General features: G+C 68.1%; 16 protein-coding genes. 9 read left to right on the forward strand and 7 right to left on the reverse strand.

What is annotated here, in order from left to right; genetic code table 11:
* The first annotated feature begins 358 nt into the window (after nt 1–358).
* From PNI01S_RS14245 to PNI01S_RS14255, 3 genes are read left to right on the forward strand one after another with little or no spacing between them, the layout of a single operon-like run.
* Nucleotides 359–2,452 (forward strand): 3-hydroxyacyl-CoA dehydrogenase NAD-binding domain-containing protein, encoded by a 2,094-nt coding sequence (locus PNI01S_RS14245; protein WP_084358457.1) that lies wholly within the window; start codon nt 359–361, stop codon nt 2,450–2,452.
* Nucleotides 2,453–2,461: 9 nt separating this feature from the next.
* Complete coding sequence (locus PNI01S_RS14250; protein ID WP_084358458.1) at nt 2,462–3,652, forward strand: acyl-CoA dehydrogenase family protein; 1,191 nt, start codon at nt 2,462–2,464, stop codon at nt 3,650–3,652.
* Nucleotides 3,653–3,662: 10 nt separating this feature from the next.
* Nucleotides 3,663–4,793 carry an acyl-CoA dehydrogenase family protein gene (locus tag PNI01S_RS14255; RefSeq protein ID WP_084358459.1) on the forward strand — a complete coding sequence of 377 codons (1,131 nt, stop codon included), beginning with the start codon at nt 3,663–3,665 and terminating at the stop codon, nt 4,791–4,793.
* A 211-nt stretch (nt 4,794–5,004) separates the two neighbouring features.
* Here PNI01S_RS14255 and PNI01S_RS14260 read toward each other — a convergent pair whose 3' ends face one another.
* A complete protein-coding gene (locus tag PNI01S_RS14260) occupies nt 5,005–5,790 on the reverse strand; it encodes an IclR family transcriptional regulator (RefSeq protein WP_024763684.1) in 786 nt (261 codons plus the stop codon).
* A 197-nt stretch (nt 5,791–5,987) separates the two neighbouring features.
* Between PNI01S_RS14260 and PNI01S_RS14265 the strand changes: the two genes are divergently transcribed.
* The 4 genes from PNI01S_RS14265 (at nt 5,988) to PNI01S_RS14280 (ending at nt 12,107) form a co-directional block, all read left to right on the forward strand.
* Nucleotides 5,988–7,619: a long-chain-fatty-acid--CoA ligase gene (locus PNI01S_RS14265; RefSeq protein WP_084358460.1), complete on the forward strand. Its 1,632-nt coding sequence runs from the start codon at nt 5,988–5,990 to the stop codon at nt 7,617–7,619.
* Nucleotides 7,620–7,666: 47 nt separating this feature from the next.
* Nucleotides 7,667–9,190, forward strand: coding sequence for a 3-hydroxyacyl-CoA dehydrogenase (locus PNI01S_RS14270; protein WP_084358505.1), 1,524 nt, complete (start codon nt 7,667–7,669; stop codon nt 9,188–9,190).
* A gap of 137 nt (nt 9,191–9,327) precedes the next feature.
* A complete protein-coding gene (locus PNI01S_RS14275) occupies nt 9,328–10,689 on the forward strand; it encodes a DUF1254 domain-containing protein (protein ID WP_084358461.1) in 1,362 nt (453 codons plus the stop codon).
* A 2-nt stretch (nt 10,690–10,691) separates the two neighbouring features.
* Nucleotides 10,692–12,107, forward strand: coding sequence for a DUF1254 domain-containing protein (locus tag PNI01S_RS14280; RefSeq protein WP_084358462.1), 1,416 nt, complete (start codon nt 10,692–10,694; stop codon nt 12,105–12,107).
* A gap of 126 nt (nt 12,108–12,233) precedes the next feature.
* On the opposite strand, the gene PNI01S_RS14285 is transcribed toward PNI01S_RS14280, so the two are convergent.
* Complete coding sequence (locus PNI01S_RS14285) at nt 12,234–13,325, reverse strand: aminopeptidase (protein WP_065327695.1); 1,092 nt, start codon at nt 13,323–13,325, stop codon at nt 12,234–12,236.
* A 65-nt stretch (nt 13,326–13,390) separates the two neighbouring features.
* Here PNI01S_RS14285 and PNI01S_RS14290 point away from each other — a divergent pair, with 65 nt between their 5' ends.
* Nucleotides 13,391–13,807, forward strand: coding sequence for a PA0061/PA0062 family lipoprotein (locus PNI01S_RS14290; RefSeq protein WP_024763679.1), 417 nt, complete (start codon nt 13,391–13,393; stop codon nt 13,805–13,807).
* Nucleotides 13,808–13,850: 43 nt separating this feature from the next.
* Nucleotides 13,851–14,291, forward strand: coding sequence for a PA0061/PA0062 family lipoprotein (locus PNI01S_RS14295; RefSeq protein WP_037017738.1), 441 nt, complete (start codon nt 13,851–13,853; stop codon nt 14,289–14,291).
* Between the two features lie 247 nt (nt 14,292–14,538).
* On the opposite strand, the gene PNI01S_RS14300 is transcribed toward PNI01S_RS14295, so the two are convergent.
* From PNI01S_RS14300 to PNI01S_RS14320, 5 genes are all read right to left on the reverse strand, one after another.
* The gene (locus PNI01S_RS14300; RefSeq protein ID WP_084358506.1) at nt 14,539–14,775 is read right to left on the reverse strand and encodes a DUF1161 domain-containing protein; all 237 of its coding nucleotides are present in this window, start codon (nt 14,773–14,775) and stop codon (nt 14,539–14,541) included.
* Between the two features lie 91 nt (nt 14,776–14,866).
* Entirely contained in the window at nt 14,867–15,289 is a 423-nt protein-coding gene (locus PNI01S_RS14305) for an OsmC family protein (protein WP_084358463.1), read from the reverse strand.
* A gap of 161 nt (nt 15,290–15,450) precedes the next feature.
* Nucleotides 15,451–15,672: a DUF1161 domain-containing protein gene (locus PNI01S_RS14310; protein WP_024763675.1), complete on the reverse strand. Its 222-nt coding sequence runs from the start codon at nt 15,670–15,672 to the stop codon at nt 15,451–15,453.
* A gap of 134 nt (nt 15,673–15,806) precedes the next feature.
* Nucleotides 15,807–16,022 (reverse strand): dodecin, encoded by a 216-nt coding sequence (locus tag PNI01S_RS14315; protein WP_017518905.1) that lies wholly within the window; start codon nt 16,020–16,022, stop codon nt 15,807–15,809.
* Between the two features lie 101 nt (nt 16,023–16,123).
* Entirely contained in the window at nt 16,124–17,020 is an 897-nt protein-coding gene (locus PNI01S_RS14320; protein WP_084358464.1) for a LysR family transcriptional regulator, read from the reverse strand.
* Nucleotides 17,021–17,027: the final 7 nt, after the last annotated feature.

Genomic DNA, 17,027 nt, shown 5'->3' on the forward strand with positions numbered 1-17,027 from the left:
GGCTGCCCGGCGCAAGTGCATTCCCTCACCCTAACCCTCTCCCAGGGGAGAGGGGACTGTCCTGCGCAAGCTGGAAGTCCCGCGCTCGCCGGCTGACTCAGCAACATCCCCAAAGCGCCGAACGGCCCCCTCTCCCGGGGGAGAGGGCTGGGGTGAGGGGGCTTCTGGCCTTCCTACAGCACCAACCCGAAGCGAACCTCACTGGGCACCCATGGCACAGGCAGTTCGCGAGCAAGGGCTAGGCGCCCTCGCTCCTACAAGCGAACCGAACTCCCTTCCTATCGACAAGTAAAAATCAGCATCGTATTCTGCACAGCGAAACATGATTCCGTAAAACAAAAGCAAGACGGAGCACAGCATGTCAGAAGCGGTACAGCTCGAACGCCGGGGTGACATCGCCCTGGTGACGGTCGACAACCCACCGGTGAACGCCCTCGGACACGCCGTCCGCGCCGGGCTGCTCGCCGCCTTCCAGCAGGCCGAGGCCGATCCGCAGGTGCGCGCGGTGGTGCTGGTCTGTTCCGGGCGCACCTTCATGGCCGGCGCCGATATCCGCGAGTTCGGCAAACCGCCGCAGGCGCCTTCGCTGCCGGAAGTGGTCGAGGTCATCGAAGGCTCGACCAAGCCCAGCGTCGCCGTGATCCACGGCACCGCCCTGGGCGGCGGCCTGGAAGTGGCGCTGTCCTGCCATTACCGCATCGCCCGCCGCGATGCCCAGGTCGGCCTGCCGGAAGTGAAGCTCGGCCTGCTCCCCGGCGCCGGCGGCACCCAGCGCCTGCCGCGCCTGGCCGGCGTGGAAAAAGCCCTCGACATGATCGTCAGCGGCGCGCCGATCCGCGCAGCGGAAGCCCTCGAATTCAATGTCGTCGACAAGCTCATTGACGGCGACCTGAGCGAAGCCGGCCTCACCTTCGCCCAGCGCCTGCTGGCGGACGGCAAGGGCCCGCGCCGCACCGGCGAGCGCAACGAGCGCGTGCAGGAAAGCGGCCTCGCCGAGCTGATCGCCCACAAGCGCGGCGAGGTGCAGAAGCGCCTGCCCGGCCAGTTTTCCCCGCAGCGCTGCATCGATGCCGTCGAAGCCGCCACCCAATTACCGCTGCGCGAAGGTCTCGCCCGCGAGCGCGCGCTGTTCCAGCAATGCATGGAGTCGCCACAGCGCGCCGCGCAGATCCATGCCTTCTTCGCCGAGCGCGAAGCGGCCAAGGTCGAAGGCCTCGCGCCCGAGGCTCAACCGCGCGAGGTACGCCGCGCCGCCGTGATCGGCGGCGGCACCATGGGCGTGGGCATCGTCCTGTGCTTCGCCAACGCCGGCATCCCGGTGCAGCTGCTGGAAGTGAACGACGAAGCCCTGCAACGCGGCCTCGACCGCGCCCGCAGCCTGTACGCCGCCAGCGTGGCGCGCGGCAGCCTGGGCGCCGAGGAGATGGAGCGGCGCATGGGCCTGATCAGTGGCGTACTCGATTACGCCGCGCTGGGTGACGTGGACCTGGTGGTCGAAGCCGTGTTCGAAAGCCTGGACGTGAAGCGCCAGGTCTTCGAGCAACTGGACACCGTGTGCAAACCCGGCGCGATCCTCGCCAGCAATACCTCCTCGCTGGACCTCGACGAAATCGCCGCCTTCACCAAGCGGCCGCAGGACGTGGTCGGCCTGCACTTCTTCAGCCCGGCCAACGTCATGCGCCTGCTCGAAGTGGTACGCGGCAAGGCGACGTCGGACGCCGTGCTGGCCACCGCCATGCAGCTGGGCAAGCGCCTGAAGAAGGTCTCGGTGGTGGTCGGCGTGTGCGACGGCTTCGTCGGCAACCGCATGATCTTCCAGTACGGCCGCCAGGCCGAGTTCCTGCTGGAGGAGGGCGCCACACCCGCGCAGGTGGACCGTGCGCTGCGCACCTTCGGCATGGCCATGGGGCCGCTGGCGGTGCGCGATCTGTCCGGCCTGGACATCAGCCACGCGATCCGCTCGCGCCAGCGACCGAACCTGAAACCCGGCCAGACCCTGCCCACCGTACTCGACCACCTGATCGCCGCCGGCATGCTCGGGCAGAAGACCGGCACCGGCTTCTACCAGTACGGCGAGGGCGGCCGCCCCCCGCAGGACAACCCGGCGTTGCCGGCCATGCTGGAGCAGGCCGCGGCCGACCGTGGCATCAGCCGTGGGCCGGTGAGCGACGAGGAAATCGTCGAGCGCTGCCTCTACGCGCTGATCAACGAGGCGGCGAACATCCTCGACGAAGGCATCGCCCAGCGCGCCAGCGACGTCGACGTGATCTTCCTCAACGGCTACGGCTTCCCCGCCTGGCGTGGCGGCCCGCTGTTCCATGCCGACAGCGTCGGCCTTGCCCACGTGCTCGAACGAATCCGCGAGTTCCACCAGCGCCTTGGCGCCTGGTGGCAACCCGCGCCGCTACTCGAACGCCTGGTGGCCGAAGGCCGCCGCTTCGCCGATCTCTGAGGACCCGCCATGGACATCCATTTCACCCCCGACGAACTGGCCTTCCGCGATGAAGTCCGCGCCTTCCTCGAAGCCAAATTGCCCCAGGACATCGCCACCAAGGTGCGCCTGGGCAAGCACCTGAACAAGGGCGACCACCAGCGCTGGCAGCGCGTGCTGACCGAGCAGGGCTGGTACGCCACGCACTGGCCCGAGGAGTACGGCGGCACCGGCTGGAACGCCGTGCAGAAGCACATCTTCGAAGAAGAATGCGCCGCCTTCGGCGCACCGCGCACCGTGCCGTTCGGCGTCAACATGGTCGCCCCGGTGATCATCAGGTTCGGCACGCCCGAGCAGCAGGCGCACTACCTGCCGCGCATCCTCGACGGCACCGACTGGTGGTGCCAGGGCTACTCCGAACCGGGCGCCGGCTCCGACCTCGCCTCGCTGAAGACCCGCGCGGTGCGCGACGGCGATCACTACGTGGTGAACGGCCAGAAGACCTGGACCACCCTCGGCCAGCACGCCGACTGGATCTTCTGCCTGGTGCGCACCGACCCGGAGGCGCAGCAGCAGCGCGGCATCAGCTTCCTGCTGATCGACATGCAGACACCGGGCATCACCGTGCGGCCGATCATCACCCTGGACGGCGAGCACGAGGTCAACGAGGTCTTCTTCGACAACGTGCGCGTGCCGGTGGAAAACCTCGTCGGCCGCGAGAACGAAGGCTGGACCTGCGCCAAGTACCTGCTCACCTACGAGCGCACCGGGCTCGCCGGCATCGGCGCATCCAAGGCGGTGCTCGCGCACCTCAAGCGCGTGGCCAGCCGCGAGCTGTGCGACGGCAAGCCGATGCTCGAAGACCCGCTGTTCCGCGCCCAGGTGGCGGAGGTGGAAATGCAGCTGATGGCCATCGAGATGAGCACCCTGCGCATCCTCGCCGCCGCCCGCGAAGGCGGCGTGCCGGGGGCGGAAAGCTCGATCCTGAAAGTGAAGGGCACCGAGATCCGCCAGGCGATCAGCCACCTGCTGCGCAAGGTGCTCGGCCCCTACGCGCTGCCCTTCATCGAAGACGAATTCGAGCTGGGCGCCGAGCCGCTGCACGCGGACTATTCGGCCGCGCCCGCCAGCCAGTACTTCAACCTGCGCAAGCTGTCGATCTTCGGCGGCTCCAACGAAATCCAGAAGAACATCGTCTCCAAGATGATTCTCGAACTGTGAGGCACCGAGCATGGACTTCAAACTGAGCGAAGAGCAGCAGATGCTGCAGGACACCGCGGCGCGCCTGGTGCGCGACGCCTATCCGTTCGACAAGCGCGAGGGTTTCAGCCGGAGCGAGCGGGGCTACAGCGTCGAGTTCTGGCGCCAGCTCGGCGAGCTGGGGCTGACCTCGGTGTCGCTGCCGGAAAGCCACGGCGGCTTCGGCGGCGGTGTGGAGAGCATGCTGGTGCTCACCGAACTGGGGCGCGGCCTGTGCCTGGAGCCGTACCTGCAATCGGTGGTGCATGCCGGCGGCCTGATCGCCCAGTTGGGCAATGACGCGCAGAAGGACCATTGGCTGCCGCGCATCGCCAGCGCAGAGGCGCAATTGGCTGTAGCGCTGGAAGAGCCGCAAAGCCATTACCAGCTGCACGACGTGCAGACCCGCGCGGAACAGGCCGGCGCAGGCTGGAAACTGAGCGGCCGCAAGGCGGTGGTGGTCGGCGGGCAGAGCGCCACGGCGATCCTCGTCTCGGCGCGGGTGTCCGGCAATGCGCGGGACGAGGCGGGCATCGGCCTGTTCCTGGTCGATCCGCAGCAGGCCGGCGTCAGCCGCCGCGAGTACCCGACCGTGGATGGCCAGCGCGCCTGCGAGCTGTTCCTCGACGGCGCCCTCGGCGAAGCCCTCGGCACGCCGGGTGACGCGCTAGCGGCGCTGCGTTACCAGCAGGGCCGCGCCATCGCCGGGCAATGCGCCGACGCCCTCGGCAGCCTGCAGGAAGCCTGCGCGCTGACCCTGGACTACCTGAAGACGCGCAAGCAGTTCGGCATCCCCATCGGCAAGTTCCAGGTGCTGCAGCACCGCATGGTGGACATGCGCAGCGAACTGGAACAGGCCACCAGCATGGCGATCCTCGCCGCCTGCGTGGCCGATCAACCCGACAGCGCCGAGCGCAGCCGCACCCTGGCGGCGGCCAAGTTCATCGTCACCCGCGCCGCGCGCTACGTCGCCGAGCAGGCGATCCAGCTGCACGGCGGCATCGGCATGACCTGGGAATACGTCCTCGCGCACCACGCCAAGCGGCTGGTGATGCTCAGCCACCAGTTGGGTGACGATGATCATCACCTGAAGGTGTATGCGGGGTTGATGGAGGTGGCGTGAGAATATGGGGTGATCCGATCCGGCTTCGGCACGGGGATTACCCCTCACCCTAACCCTCTCCCAAAGGGAGAGGGGACAGGCCGGAGCACGCGGAAAGTCAGGCGCTCGCCGGCAGGCTCCATTGCTTCCACCGGCACCGGAGGGCTCCCTCTCCTCGGGGAGAGGGCTGGGGTGAGGGGACGGAATGGCAGAGGAACTGAACGGAAGAGAATCAGGCCCCGAGGCTCTCGATATCCCGCGCCAGAATCTCCAGCTCATGGGCCAGCGACCCGCGCAGCGTCTCCTCGCTGAGCTGGAACGACGGCGCCCCGCAGGTCAGCGCCATCAGCCCGCCGTCGGCCAGGCGCAGCGGTACGCCGGCAGCGCGCACGTTGCGGTCCCAGTCGCCCAGCGAGAGGCAGAAGCCATGCTCGTAATACTCCTCGAAGGACGCATCGAGCGAAGCGCGCATCACCGACCAGTCGCCTTCGTGGCGCTCCTGCAGCGCCGACAGCAGATGCTCGCGCTCCTGCTGCGGCGTGGCGGCGAGGTAGGCGCGGCCGGCGGCGGTGGTGGCCAGCGGCAGGCGCACGCCGGCGTCCATGCGCAGGGACGTCGCTTCCGGCGGGCGGCAGTTTTCCACGTAGATCATCGACAGCCAGTCACGGCAGGTCAGGCCCACCGTGGTGTTGGTGCGGCGGGCGAAGGCGTCCATGTACGGCTTGGCCAACTGGCGCACGCGCAGGTTGGAGACGTAGGCGTAACCCAGCGCCAGCACGCCTGAATCGAGCTGGTACTTCTCGTGCTGCTGCGAGTAGCAGAGGTAGCCCAGCTGGGTCAGGGTGTAGGTCATGCGCGACACCGTGGCCTTGGGCAGGCCGGTGATCCGCGAGATTTCCTGGTTGCCGAGCACCACCGAGCCGTGGGTGAAGGCGCGCAGCACGTCCAGTCCGCGGGCGAGCGCCTCGACGTACTTGCGGTCCTTGGGGTTGCTGCTGTCTTCGACGTCGTCGCTCATGGGGCCTCGGCGGGTATTCGGGTGGACGAGCGCCGCGCGCGGCGCGGGCGAACGATAGCAGATCGACCCCATTCCCCGCAGCGGTCCGGGCCTGCTCGTTGCGCCAGGCAAGCCTATCGCATACCATCAATTTCGACACGCTGTTTCACTGTGCAGAACAATAATTCGAAGCTCAGAGAAAAAGTACGGAGAAGTCGATGCCTGCCATTGCGACCGGATACGTGGCCAGCGAGATCGCCCGCCACGGTTACCAGAACCTGTACGACCTGCTGCAACGCGCCTCCCGCGAGTTCCCCGAACGCCACGCGTTCTCCTGCGGCGACAGCCATCTCACCTTCGCCGAACTGGACCGCCAGGCCGACGCCTTCGCCCGCTACCTACGCCACCACGCAGGCCTGCAACCCGGCGACCGCCTGGCGCTGATGCTGCCCAACTCCCTGCAGTACCCCATCGCCACCTTCGGCGCGCTGAAGGCTGGCGTGGTGCTGGTGAACACCAACCCGCAATACACCGCCAGCGAGTTGCGCCACCAGCTGGCCGACTCCGGCGCCAACGCCGTATTGCTGCTCGACCGCCTGCTGCCATTGCTGCGCAGCGTGCAGGCGCACAGCGAAGTGCGGCACATCCTGCTGACCTCGATCGACGACATGGAGCGCCCCCGGCTCGACAGCGACGAAGCCGACTGCACGCGCTTCCAGCAGGCCCTGCGCCTGGGCGCCGAGGCGCCGCCGGTACCCATCGAGCCGGGGCTGGATCGCCTCGCGCTGCTGCAATACACCGGCGGCACCACGGGTGTCTCCAAGGGCGCGATGCTCAGCCACCGCAGCCTGGTCGCCAACGTCGTGCAGACCCTGGAACTGTTCCTGCGCCCCGGCCTGCTGGACCCCGCCACCGACGTGCGCATCGCGCCGCTGCCGCTGTACCACATCATGGCGTTCTCGACGAACCTGCTGAGCTCGGTGGGCATGGGCCTGCACACGGTGTTCATCCGCGACGGCCGCAATCTCGACGAGATCATCGGCGCCATGCGCCGCTATCCCTTCACCCTGATGAGCGGGATCAACACCCTGTTCGTCGGCCTGATGAACCACCCGGATTTCCCCGCCGTCGACTTCAGCCACCTGAAGTGGGTGACCTCCGGCGGGGCACCGCTGAACCGCGAAGTGGGCCGGCGCTGGGAGGCCGCCACCGGCGCGCCGGTGCGCGAAGGCTTCGGGCTCACCGAGGCGTCGCCCGTGGTCTCGACCGGCACGCTGCACAGCCCGTATCGCGAGGGCTACGTCGGCCAGGCGCTGATCGACACCGAGCTGCGCACCGTGGACGAGGAGGGCAACGACACCGGCCCCGACCAGCCCGGCGAGCTGTGGCTGCGTGGCCCGCAGGTGATGCAGGGCTACTGGCAGCGCCCGGAGGAAAGCGCCCAGGTGCTGACCGCGGACGGTTGGCTGAAGACCGGCGACATCGCCGAACTGGACGCCAACGGCATGCTGAAGATCGTCGACCGCAAGAAGGACATGATCCTGGTCTCCGGCTTCAACGTGTTCCCCAACGAGGTGGAAGACGCCGTGATGCGCCACCCCGGCGTGCGCGAGTGCGCGGCCATCGGCGTGCCGGACGAACGCAAGGGCGAGTCGGTGAAGCTGTTCGTCAGCCTCAAGGATGAGTCGCTGGCGCCGGCGCAGATCATCGCCCACTGCCGCGAGCACCTCACCGGCTACAAGGTGCCGAGCTTCGTCGAGGTGCTCGACGAGCTGCCCAAGACCAGCGTCGGCAAGTTGCTGCGCCGTCAGTTGCGCGACCTGGAGCTGGCGAAAAGGACCACCGCGTGAGCGCAGCGTCTATGGTTGAAGCAGGTTCGCACGACGAGACCCGCCGCATGACCGAGTCCCTCCACCGTATCGGCGTCATCGGCGCCGGCGCCATGGGCCGAGGCATCGCCCAGCTGTTCGCCAGCGCCGGCCTGCCGGTGCGCCTGTACGACAGCAACCCGCAGACCGTGGAGCAGGCGCTGGCCTTCAACCGCGAGCTGCTGGAACGCGCGGTGGCCAAGGGCAAGCTCAGCCCGGAAGCGCTGGCGGCGACGATGCAGCGCCTGTTGCCAACCCACCGCCTTGACGAGCTGGCCGACTGCGACCTGCTGATCGAGGCGATCATCGAGGACCTCGGCGCCAAGCAGGCGTTGCTCGCCGAGCTGGAAAAACGCGTGGCGCCGGACGCCGTGCTCGCCAGCAACACCTCGTCGCTGTCGATCACCCGCATCGCCGCGCGCTGCCGGCACCCGGAGCGGGTCGCGGGCTTCCATTTCTTCAACCCGGTGACGCTGATGCGCATCGTCGAAGTGGTGCGCGGCCAGCGCACCGACGAGTCGGTAGTGCGCCGCCTGAGTCGGCTGGCGGAGCAGGCCGGGCACTTCCCGGCGGTGTCGCCGGACAGCCCCGGCTTCATCGTCAATCACGCCGGCCGCGCCTTCAGCACCGAAGCGTTGCGCATCCTCGGCGAAGGCATCGCCAGCCCGGCGCAGATCGACCGCATCCTGCGCGACGGCGTGGGCTTCCGCATGGGGCCGTTCGAACTGCTCGACCTGACTGGCCTGGACGTCTCCCACGCGGTCATGGAATCGCTCTACCAGCAGTTCTATCAGGACCCGCGCTACACCCCGTCGCCGCTGGCCGCGCAACGTGTCGCCGGCGGCCTGCTCGGGCGCAAGAGCGGCGAAGGCTTCTATCGCTACCGCGACGGCCAGCCCGTGCGTGAAGCCGAAGAACAGCACGACAGCGTACTGCTCAATCGCCCGTACTGGCTCGACAGCCAGGACCCCGAACTGCGCCACCGGGTCGCCGCGATCCTCACCCTCGGCGGCGTGGTGCTGGAGACCGGCGAGGGGCCATCGTCCCGCGCCATCTGCCTGGTCACGCCGCTGGGCGTGGATGCCAGCACCCGCATCGACGCCCTCGGCCTGCCGCCTGATCGCAGCCTGGCGCTGGAAACCTTCACCGAACTGGACCGCCGCCGCGTGCTGATGCGCCAGCCGGCGCTCGACCCGGCGCTGGAGGCTCAGGCCCGCCAGGCCCTGGGCAGCGACGGCGTGCCGGTGGAAGTGATCAACGACTCGCCCGGCTTCATCTGCCAGCGGGTGATCGCCGGCATCGTCAACCTCGGCTGCGAGATCGCCCAGCGCGGCATCGCCACGCCGGTGACGCTGGACCGCGCAGTGCAATTGGCGCTGGGTTATCCGTTCGGCCCGCTGGCCTTCGGCGAACACTATGGCGCGGCACGTATCCTCACCATCCTCCAGGGCCTGCAGGCCTGCTACGGCGAGGCGCGCTACCGGCCCAGCCCCTGGCTGCGCCGCCGCGTGCAACTAGACTTGCCGCTGCACAGCCCGGATCGGGCGGAGTAGTTCCACCGCCAGCGATGATCGTTTTCTGTCCGCTGGCGCTTACGGCCGGCGGCTCGGCGTGGCGCACTCTGCGGCGATGCCTGGCGCCGGCGCGCGCGGCGGGGCCGGGCGAGAACAATAACAACGAGGAACACGTCATGCGCCAATGGCTGCCCGCACTCGCCGCCCTTCTGCCCCTGCTCGCCGGCCACGCCTGGGCCGCCGGGCCAACGCCACAGGAGGCCCGCGAACTGGCCTCGCAGGCCTATCTGTTCGCCTTCGCCACCGCCGAGCACGGCAAGACCCTGCAGGCCATCGCCGCCAAGCTGCCGGTCAATTACCTGTACAACAAGACCGCGCTGCTCGGCCCGGAAGACCGCACCGTGGTCTCGCCGAACAACGACACGCTCTACTCCTATGCACTGCTCGACCTGCGCGAGCACCCGGTGGTCCTCGACGTGCCGGCCGTGCCGCAGCGCTACTACAGCTTCCAGCTGATCGACATGCGCACCAACAACCTCGACTACATCGGCACCCGCGCCACCGGGCGCGCGGCGGGCAGTTTCCTGATCGCCGGCCCCGACTGGGATGGCCAGGCGCCCGAGGACTTCAAGGGCCAGGTGATCCGCTCACCCAGCCGCATCGTCTTCCTGCTCGGCCGCACCGCGGTCGATGGCGAAGCCGACCTCGACGCCGCCAAGGCCGTGATGGACGGCTACAAGCTGCGCAGCACCAAGCCGACGCTGCTACCGCACAAGATGGACGTGCCGGAATACCTGCCGACCAAGGAAGGCCCGGCGGAAAACGCCTTCATCGACTTCAACGGCCTGTCGGCCTGGCACGCCTGGTCGCCGGAAGAACAGGCGCGGCTGAAACAGTTCGCGCCGATCGGCGTAGGCACCGGCAAGCCCTTCGACGCCAAGCAGCTACCGGCAGACATCGCCCAGGCGGTGGAGCAGGGCGCCGAGGACGGCCGCGAGAAGATCCGTGCCGCCACCGAGCGCTTCGCCGCGCCGGTGAACGGCTGGCAGAATTCGCCGATCAATATCGGCCACTACGGCAACGACGACCTGACACGCGCGGCGGTCGCCTGGAAGTACATCTACGCCAACGACCCGGCCGAGGCGATGTACCCACTGACCCGCGTCGACGCTGCCGGGCAGGCACTGGACGGCAGCCGCGCCTACACCCTGCACTTCGCCCCTGGCCAGCTGCCGCCGGTGGATGCCTTCTGGTCCGTCGCGCTCTACGACGGCAAGACCCAGATGCTCGCGGCGAACCCGCTCAACCGCTACGCCATCAACAGCGCCAGCGACCTGAAGAAAGACGCCGATGGCGGCCTGACCCTGACCATCCAGCATGCCCGGCCGGCCAGCACCGACAACTGGCTGCCGGCACCGCCGGGGCCGTTCAACCTGATCCTGCGCATGTACCTGCCGCAGGCAAAGGCGCTCAAGGGCGAATACCAGCCGCCGGCCGTCCAGCCCATCGCCAGCAACGCGATCACCAGCAAGGAGTAGCCATGAACCCGATCCTGACCCGCCGCCGTCTCATCGGCGCCAGCGGTGCGCTGGGCTTCGGCCTGACGCTTCCCGACTGGCTGCTCGCGGCCTCTTCCCAGACGAGTGATCCGGCCATGCCCGAGACATCCACTGACCAGGAAACCGTCCGCCAGGCGTGGCTCTATGCCTACCCGATGCTGATGCACTACCAGACGATGCAGAAGCAGGCGCTCGATGCGAAATCGCCGGAGTACGTCGGCGGCTTCGGCGTGTTCCGCCACTACAGCGAACTGTTCACGCCGAACAACCGCGACATCGTCACGCCGAACAATGACACGCCCTACTCCTGGGCCTGGCTCGACCTGCGCGCCGAGCCCTGGGTGCTCAGCGTGCCGGCGGTGGCCGAGGACCGCTACTACGTGCACCAGCTGGTGGACCAGTACACCTTCAACTTCGGCTATGTGGGCGTGCTCAGCACCGGCCGCGAAGCCGGTGACTACCTGATCGCCGGGCCGGACTGGAAAGGCGAGACGTCCAGCGGCATCCGCCAGGTGCTGCGCAGCGAAACGCAGATCGCCATGGTCCTGGGCCGCACCGGCCTGCGCGATGCCAACGACTTGCCGGCCGTGCGCGCATTGCAGCAGCAGTACCGTCTGCGACCGCTGCACGAGTTTGCCGGCAGCACGGCGCCAGCGATCCCTCCGGCGGTGAACTGGCTGCCGTGGGAATTTCCCCGCGACCTGGGGCCGGGCTTCATCCCGCACCTGAACCAGATCCTCGCCTTCTGCCCGGTGGACCCGAGCGAAGTCGAACTGCGCAAGCGCTTTGCCCAGGTCGGCATCGGCGCCGGGCTGGCCTTCAATCCAGCCGCCCTCTCGCCCGCGCAGCGCACGGCGCTGGGCGCCGGCATCCAGCAGGGCGTGGCGGAACTGAAGGCGAAGGTGGCGACGCTGCGTTCCTCCGCTGGTCTGTTCGGCACCCGCTCGGCGATGCACAACGACTACCTCAGCCGCGCCGCCGCGGCGGCCAGCGGCATCTACGGCAACAGCGTGGAAGAGGCGATCTACTTCGGCACGCGCAGCGACAGCAGCCAGCAACCGCTGGTGGGCGGCCAGCGCTACCGGCTGCACTTCCCGGCCGACGCGCTGCCGCCGGCGAAGGAGTTCTGGTCGATCACCCTCTACGACCTGCCGGACCGGCAACTGGTAGCCAACCCGATCCAGCGCTACTGCCTGAGCAGCCGCGATCACCTCGCGCGCGACGCGGACGGCGGAGTGACGCTGTATCTCCAGGCGGATTCGCCCGGCCAGGCGCTGGAGGCGAACTGGTTGCCGTCGACCCGGCAGGGGCCGTTCAACGTCATCCTGCGCATCTACGGGCCGGAGCCGGCCGTTGTGGGCGGGGAGTGGAAGATGCCGGGAGTGGAGCGGGTCTGACGCAAGCCGCCAGCGTCCTGCATTGGTTCGCGAGCAAGGACTGGGCGTCCCCCTCGCTCCTACAGGTTGAATCGGCGCTCTGCCTGTAGGAGCGAGCTTGCTCGCGAACCCGCCCCACGCCAGAGCTCAACGAAAGGTGACGCGCTCCCCGGCAGCGAGGCGTTCGAGCGCCGCCTTGCGTTGATCCGCCGGCAGCGCCCCGAGCTTCTCCACCCGCGCATAGAACGCCGGCCAGTTGCCGCCCACCTGCCTGAACAACGCGGCAAACGCCGGCACCCACTGGTCATACAGCCCGAAGGGCAGCAGCTTGGCATTGTTCATCGGGCCGTTGACCCAGGCATCGAACGGCGCCTTGCCGCCCCAGTCGCGATCGCGCAGCTGTGCGTAGTCGTGGCGCAGGCGCTCGAACTCGGCGGCCTTGCCGGCGCGCTTTTCCGCGTCGCTGCGCGGGCTGGCGTACAGCGCCTGCAAGCGCTCGCGGGTATCGAGCACCAGCTGCGTGAAGCGCTTGCGCTGCTCGTCCAGCAGGGGCGATTCATCCGCCAGGTTGCGCGCGGCGCGCCAGCGACGGCCGCCTTCTTCCTCGACGAAGGAGGCGTAGGACTCGTTGAAGGCGGTGTCACCGGGCAGATAGAACTTCTGGTGCGCCAGCTCGTGGAAGATGGTTTCCGCCAGGCGCTGGTCGCCCCAGCGCAGCATGCTGCTGAGGATCGGGTCGTTGAACCAGCCCAGGGTCGAATAGGCCTCTACGCCGCCGACATAGACGTCCAGCCCCTCGCCCTTCAGGCGCTTTGCCTCGGCCTGTGCGCCCTCGGCGCCGTAGTAGCCGCGATAGGCCACACAACCGGCGATGGGGAAGCAGTGGGTCAGCGGCTGCAGCGACAGCTCGGGCGTGGCGAAGACGTTCCACACCACATTGGGCCGGTGGATGTCGGCGTAGAGGCGATAGCTCTGGTTGTCCGGCAACCCCAGCTCGGCGCTGGCGAAGGCGCGCGCCTCCTGGGACAGCTCCAGGCGCTGGCGCAGCGCGGGGTCACGGCTCGGGTCGGCGACCACCTCGGCCACCGGCTCACGGGCGGCGAGCAGGCGCAACTGGCCGTCCGCCAACTGGCCGTAGTAGCTCACCGTGGAACAACCGCTCAGCGCCCAGATCGCCAGGCAGGGAACCCAGCGGCACAGGCGGCGGTCGAGTGTCGGGATAAGAAGGCGGAAGGGCATGCGCGGAACATAGCACAGCGCCTGGTCCGCTCGCTGCCGCCCCTTTCTGACCAGGAGCCACCCCGATGCGCACCCTCCTCATTCCCGCCGGACTGCTCGCCCTGAGCGGCTGTTCGATGCTGATGCCCCAGCCGGACCCGAACCGCGCCTGGGTCGACCTGGACACCAACAGCCAGAGCGACCTGGCCGCCATGGAGGTGGACAGCAAGGAGTGGTCCAGCACGCGTTACTTCGAGGTCGACCCCGGCTCCCACGAGTTGCGCGTGCGCTTCCAGTTCCAGGTCGAGCCGGTGGATATCGGCCCGGTCGCCGAATCACTGTGGCGCGATTGCGAGATGACGGTGCAATACAAGGACTTCAGCGCCGGCCAGCGCTACCGCCTGGAGACCGGCAGCATCGGCTTCCGCCCCTGGGCCAAGCTCTACGACGCCCAGGGCGGCGAGATCGCCCGTGGTCGCGAACGGGGCTGCGCGAAGGCCTGAGCGGGGTATGCTGTGGACTGACTACAGCCCACGGTAACTCTCCATGCGCCCGCGCTTCCTGCCTGCCTTCGTCCCGCTGAGCCTCGCCCTGCTCGCCGGCTGCGCCAGCCCGCTGCCCGCCCACGACCCGCAGCTGGCCTGGATCGATCTCTACACCGCGGCCGGCAGGACCCTGATGGCCGAGCGCCTGGACGGCAAGTCGGTGAACGACGGGCGCTACTACCAGGTGACGCCGGGCCGCCACGAACTGCTGGTGCGCTTCCAGTACGAAATCCCCAGCGGTGGCGGCATGGGCGCGATGAGCGACCCTTCGGAGCTGACCTGCCGGGTCAAGGTGACCTACGACGACTTCGCCGCCGGCCAGCGCTACCGACTGGAGCTGCGCCCGCAATTGCGCAGCGCCCTGGCATTACTGACCGATGCCAGTGGGCAATTGGTGGCGAAAACGGATTTCCAGGGGCCGGTGAGTTGCGGGCCGTTCTAGCGGAATAGCAGGCTTCGTGGGCGCAACGGTCTTTCTCGGGAAGCCCGTACCGATGCGTCCCCCTCACCCCGCACCTGACTACGCGCCCCGCACCCGAGAGAGCAGTGGCCGCACATGCCGGTTGACGCCGAAGTTTCATCCTGCCCCGAACAGTCCCCTCTCCCCTGGGAGAGGGTTAGGGTGAGGGCCGCCCCAAGCGCAGAGGCATCTCATGGCGGCGGACTTCGTCCCGGCGTGGAGGGGAAACTCAGCCGTCGTTCTTCTGATAGATGATCCGTCGTTTACCGTTGTCGCAGGTGCCGACCACCATATTCGGGTCCTTCACCTCGGCCTTGTCCACGATCTCCAGGGTGTAGGACGTCACCCCGGCGGCCTGGATCTTGGTCTCGATCTCGGCCTTGAGTTCCTCGCAGGGCTTCACTGCCGCCCGGCTCGCGCCGCTCGCCAGCAGCAGCGCCGCACCGGTCGCCACGGCCCACTTCATCGTCGTCATCACAATCCCTCGTCAAAGCCCCACGGCGGGGCACCCTATCCTAACGGTGGACCGCCACCGCGCAACAGAGTGCCCCGACGGCTCATTCGAGGCTGGCGTCGAGGGTGATGCGCGCGTTGAGCACCCGTGAGACCGGGCAGCCGGCCTTGGCCTTGTCGGCGATGGCCTGGAAGGTCTGCGCATCGGTACCCGGCACTTTCGCCTTCAGGGTCAGGTGCACGGCGGTGATGGTGAAGCCATCGGTAAGTTTCTCCAGGCTGACTTCGGCCCGGGTGTCGATGCTTTCGGCGGTCAGACCTTCCTCGCCCAGCATCATCGACAGCGCCATGGAGAAGCAGCCGGCGTGAGCCGCGCCGATCAGCTCCTCGGGGTTGGTGCCCGGCTTGTCCTCGAGGCGCGTGTTGAAGCCGTACGGCTGTTCCTTCAGCGCGCCACTCGGCGTGGAAATCGTGCCCTTGCCGTCCTTCAGGCCGCCCTGCCAGTGAGCCGATGCCGATTTTTTCATGTCGCTTCCTCCGTTCGGGTTGCAGTCAGGACGTTCGAGGCCGGCGCGAGGGCAGGGGTTCAGCTTTTCTAAAAGGCTCTTCGCAGGATCGAGGGGAACGCCAGTGCATGAAAAAGGCCGGGCCCCTCGCGGGTGCCCGGCCTGCCGGCGTTCGCCGGGAATCACTTCGAATAGACGATTTCCTTGGTGCCGCCTTCACAGGAGCCGACGACTTGCTTGCCGCCCGCGCTGCCCTTGTCGACGACCTCCAGGTTGAACGAGGCAACGCCTTTGGCCTTGATCTTCGCCTCGATCTCCGATTTCAGCTCTTCGCACGGCTTGCCGGCAGCCATCGCATGGCCCGCCAGGGCGAAGATCCCCACAGCCAACAGGAACTTCTTCATCGGTAACGCTCCCTCGTCGTTCACAGGAAAAGGCCCGAGCGGGCCGGAAAACCGGGATACCCCGGTGCGCACATCCACGCGCCGCACCAGCATGGCCCAGGCGCGTGACAAAAAAGCCGCGTGACAAAAAAGACCTAGCTGTTGGCAATCCTGAAACCGACCTTGATCGTCACCTGGTAGTGACCGACCGCGCCGTTCTCGATATGCCCACGGGTATCCACCACCTCGAACCACTCCAGGAAGTCGATGCTCTTGGCCGCTTCCGCCAGGGCATTGTTGATCGCGTCCTCGATGCTGGTGCGCGAGGAGCCGACCAGCTCGATCTTCTTGTAGGTGTGGTGATTGGACATGGTGCCTCTCCTCATTCGCCGAGCAACGCCGGCAGATTGCCAGCGCACTTAAAGGACAGTAGTAGAGGGGTGGACCCAGGGCAAACGGCCCGGTTCAGTCTTTATGCGACGCCCTTCAACTCCCCCTGGAGCCAACGCGCCAGGCGCTCGGCACGCGGATCGGCGCGCCGCTGCGGGACCCACAACGCCAGCCGCGCGGTGGTTTCGACGAAGCCCCAGGGGGCGGCCAGGCGGCCGGCGGCAAGGTCGTCGGCCACCAGCTGTTGCGGCGCGATGGCCACGCCCAACCCGGCCACGGCAGCTTCCAGCAGGTAGTAGAGGTGTTCGAAGCCCTGGCCGCGCTTCAGCCGCGCCGGCTCCAGGCCATGGCGCGCGGCCCATTCCGGCCAGGCTTGCGGGCGCGAGACGGTGTGCAGTAGCGATTCGCCCAGCAACGCCTCGGCAGGCGCCGCGCTCAACTGCTTGAAGCGCGGTGAACGCGGACTGAGCACCGGGCCGATGCTTTCCACCGCCAGTTCCAGCACGCGCATGTCCGCCGGCCACGGCGGCGCGGCGAAGCACAGGGTGGCGTCGAGGCCGCCACGGCGCGGATCGAGGTCGCCATCGCTGGCCGATAGTTGCAGGCGCAGATCCGGCAGGTCGCGGTTCAGGCGATCCAGGCGCGGGATGAACCAGCGGGCAAGCAGGCTGCCGGGACAGCCGAGAACGAACGGCGCATCACCGCCAGCCTGACGGCGCAGTTCGGCGCAGACGCTGCGCAGGCGCTCGAAGGAGTCGCTGGCCACTTCGCTCAGGCGCACGCCGGCATCGGTGAGTTTTACGCCGCGCCCTTCCTTGACGAAAAGGGCGACGCCCAATTCTTCCTCCAGCAGGCGGATCTGCCGGCTGATCGCCCCATGGGTGACACTCAGCTCATCCGCCGCCGCGCTCACGCCGCGCAGGCGGGCAGCGGCTTCGAAGGCGCGCAGGGCATTGAGGGGCGGAAGGTCGCGGCTCATGGCATTC

Origin of the sequence: Pseudomonas nitroreducens NBRC 12694, assembly GCF_002091755.1 — a bacterium.
Classification (GTDB): Bacteria; Pseudomonadota; Gammaproteobacteria; order Pseudomonadales; family Pseudomonadaceae; genus Pseudomonas; species Pseudomonas nitroreducens.

Excerpts from the sequence above, each read along its gene's own strand:
- PNI01S_RS14320 (WP_084358464.1), bottom strand. The coding sequence starts at position 17,020 with ATGAGCCGCGACCTTCCGCCCCTCAATGCCCTGCGCGCCTTCGAAGCC.
- PNI01S_RS14300 (WP_084358506.1), bottom strand. The coding sequence starts at position 14,775 with ATGAAGTGGGCCGTGGCGACCGGTGCGGCGCTGCTGCTGGCGAGCGGC.
- PNI01S_RS14255 (WP_084358459.1), top strand. The coding sequence starts at position 3,663 with ATGGACTTCAAACTGAGCGAAGAGCAGCAGATGCTGCAGGACACCGCG.
- PNI01S_RS14295 (WP_037017738.1), top strand. The coding sequence starts at position 13,851 with ATGCGCCCGCGCTTCCTGCCTGCCTTCGTCCCGCTGAGCCTCGCCCTG.
- PNI01S_RS14310 (WP_024763675.1), bottom strand. The coding sequence starts at position 15,672 with ATGAAGAAGTTCCTGTTGGCTGTGGGGATCTTCGCCCTGGCGGGCCAT.
- PNI01S_RS14265 (WP_084358460.1), top strand. The coding sequence starts at position 5,988 with ATGCCTGCCATTGCGACCGGATACGTGGCCAGCGAGATCGCCCGCCAC.
- PNI01S_RS14250 (WP_084358458.1), top strand. The coding sequence starts at position 2,462 with ATGGACATCCATTTCACCCCCGACGAACTGGCCTTCCGCGATGAAGTC.
- PNI01S_RS14275 (WP_084358461.1), top strand. The coding sequence starts at position 9,328 with ATGCGCCAATGGCTGCCCGCACTCGCCGCCCTTCTGCCCCTGCTCGCC.
- PNI01S_RS14315 (WP_017518905.1), bottom strand. The coding sequence starts at position 16,022 with ATGTCCAATCACCACACCTACAAGAAGATCGAGCTGGTCGGCTCCTCG.
- PNI01S_RS14260 (WP_024763684.1), bottom strand. The coding sequence starts at position 5,790 with ATGAGCGACGACGTCGAAGACAGCAGCAACCCCAAGGACCGCAAGTAC.
- PNI01S_RS14245 (WP_084358457.1), top strand. The coding sequence starts at position 359 with ATGTCAGAAGCGGTACAGCTCGAACGCCGGGGTGACATCGCCCTGGTG.
- PNI01S_RS14305 (WP_084358463.1), bottom strand. The coding sequence starts at position 15,289 with ATGAAAAAATCGGCATCGGCTCACTGGCAGGGCGGCCTGAAGGACGGC.
- PNI01S_RS14285 (WP_065327695.1), bottom strand. The coding sequence starts at position 13,325 with ATGCCCTTCCGCCTTCTTATCCCGACACTCGACCGCCGCCTGTGCCGC.
- PNI01S_RS14280 (WP_084358462.1), top strand. The coding sequence starts at position 10,692 with ATGAACCCGATCCTGACCCGCCGCCGTCTCATCGGCGCCAGCGGTGCG.
- PNI01S_RS14290 (WP_024763679.1), top strand. The coding sequence starts at position 13,391 with ATGCGCACCCTCCTCATTCCCGCCGGACTGCTCGCCCTGAGCGGCTGT.
- PNI01S_RS14270 (WP_084358505.1), top strand. The coding sequence starts at position 7,667 with ATGACCGAGTCCCTCCACCGTATCGGCGTCATCGGCGCCGGCGCCATG.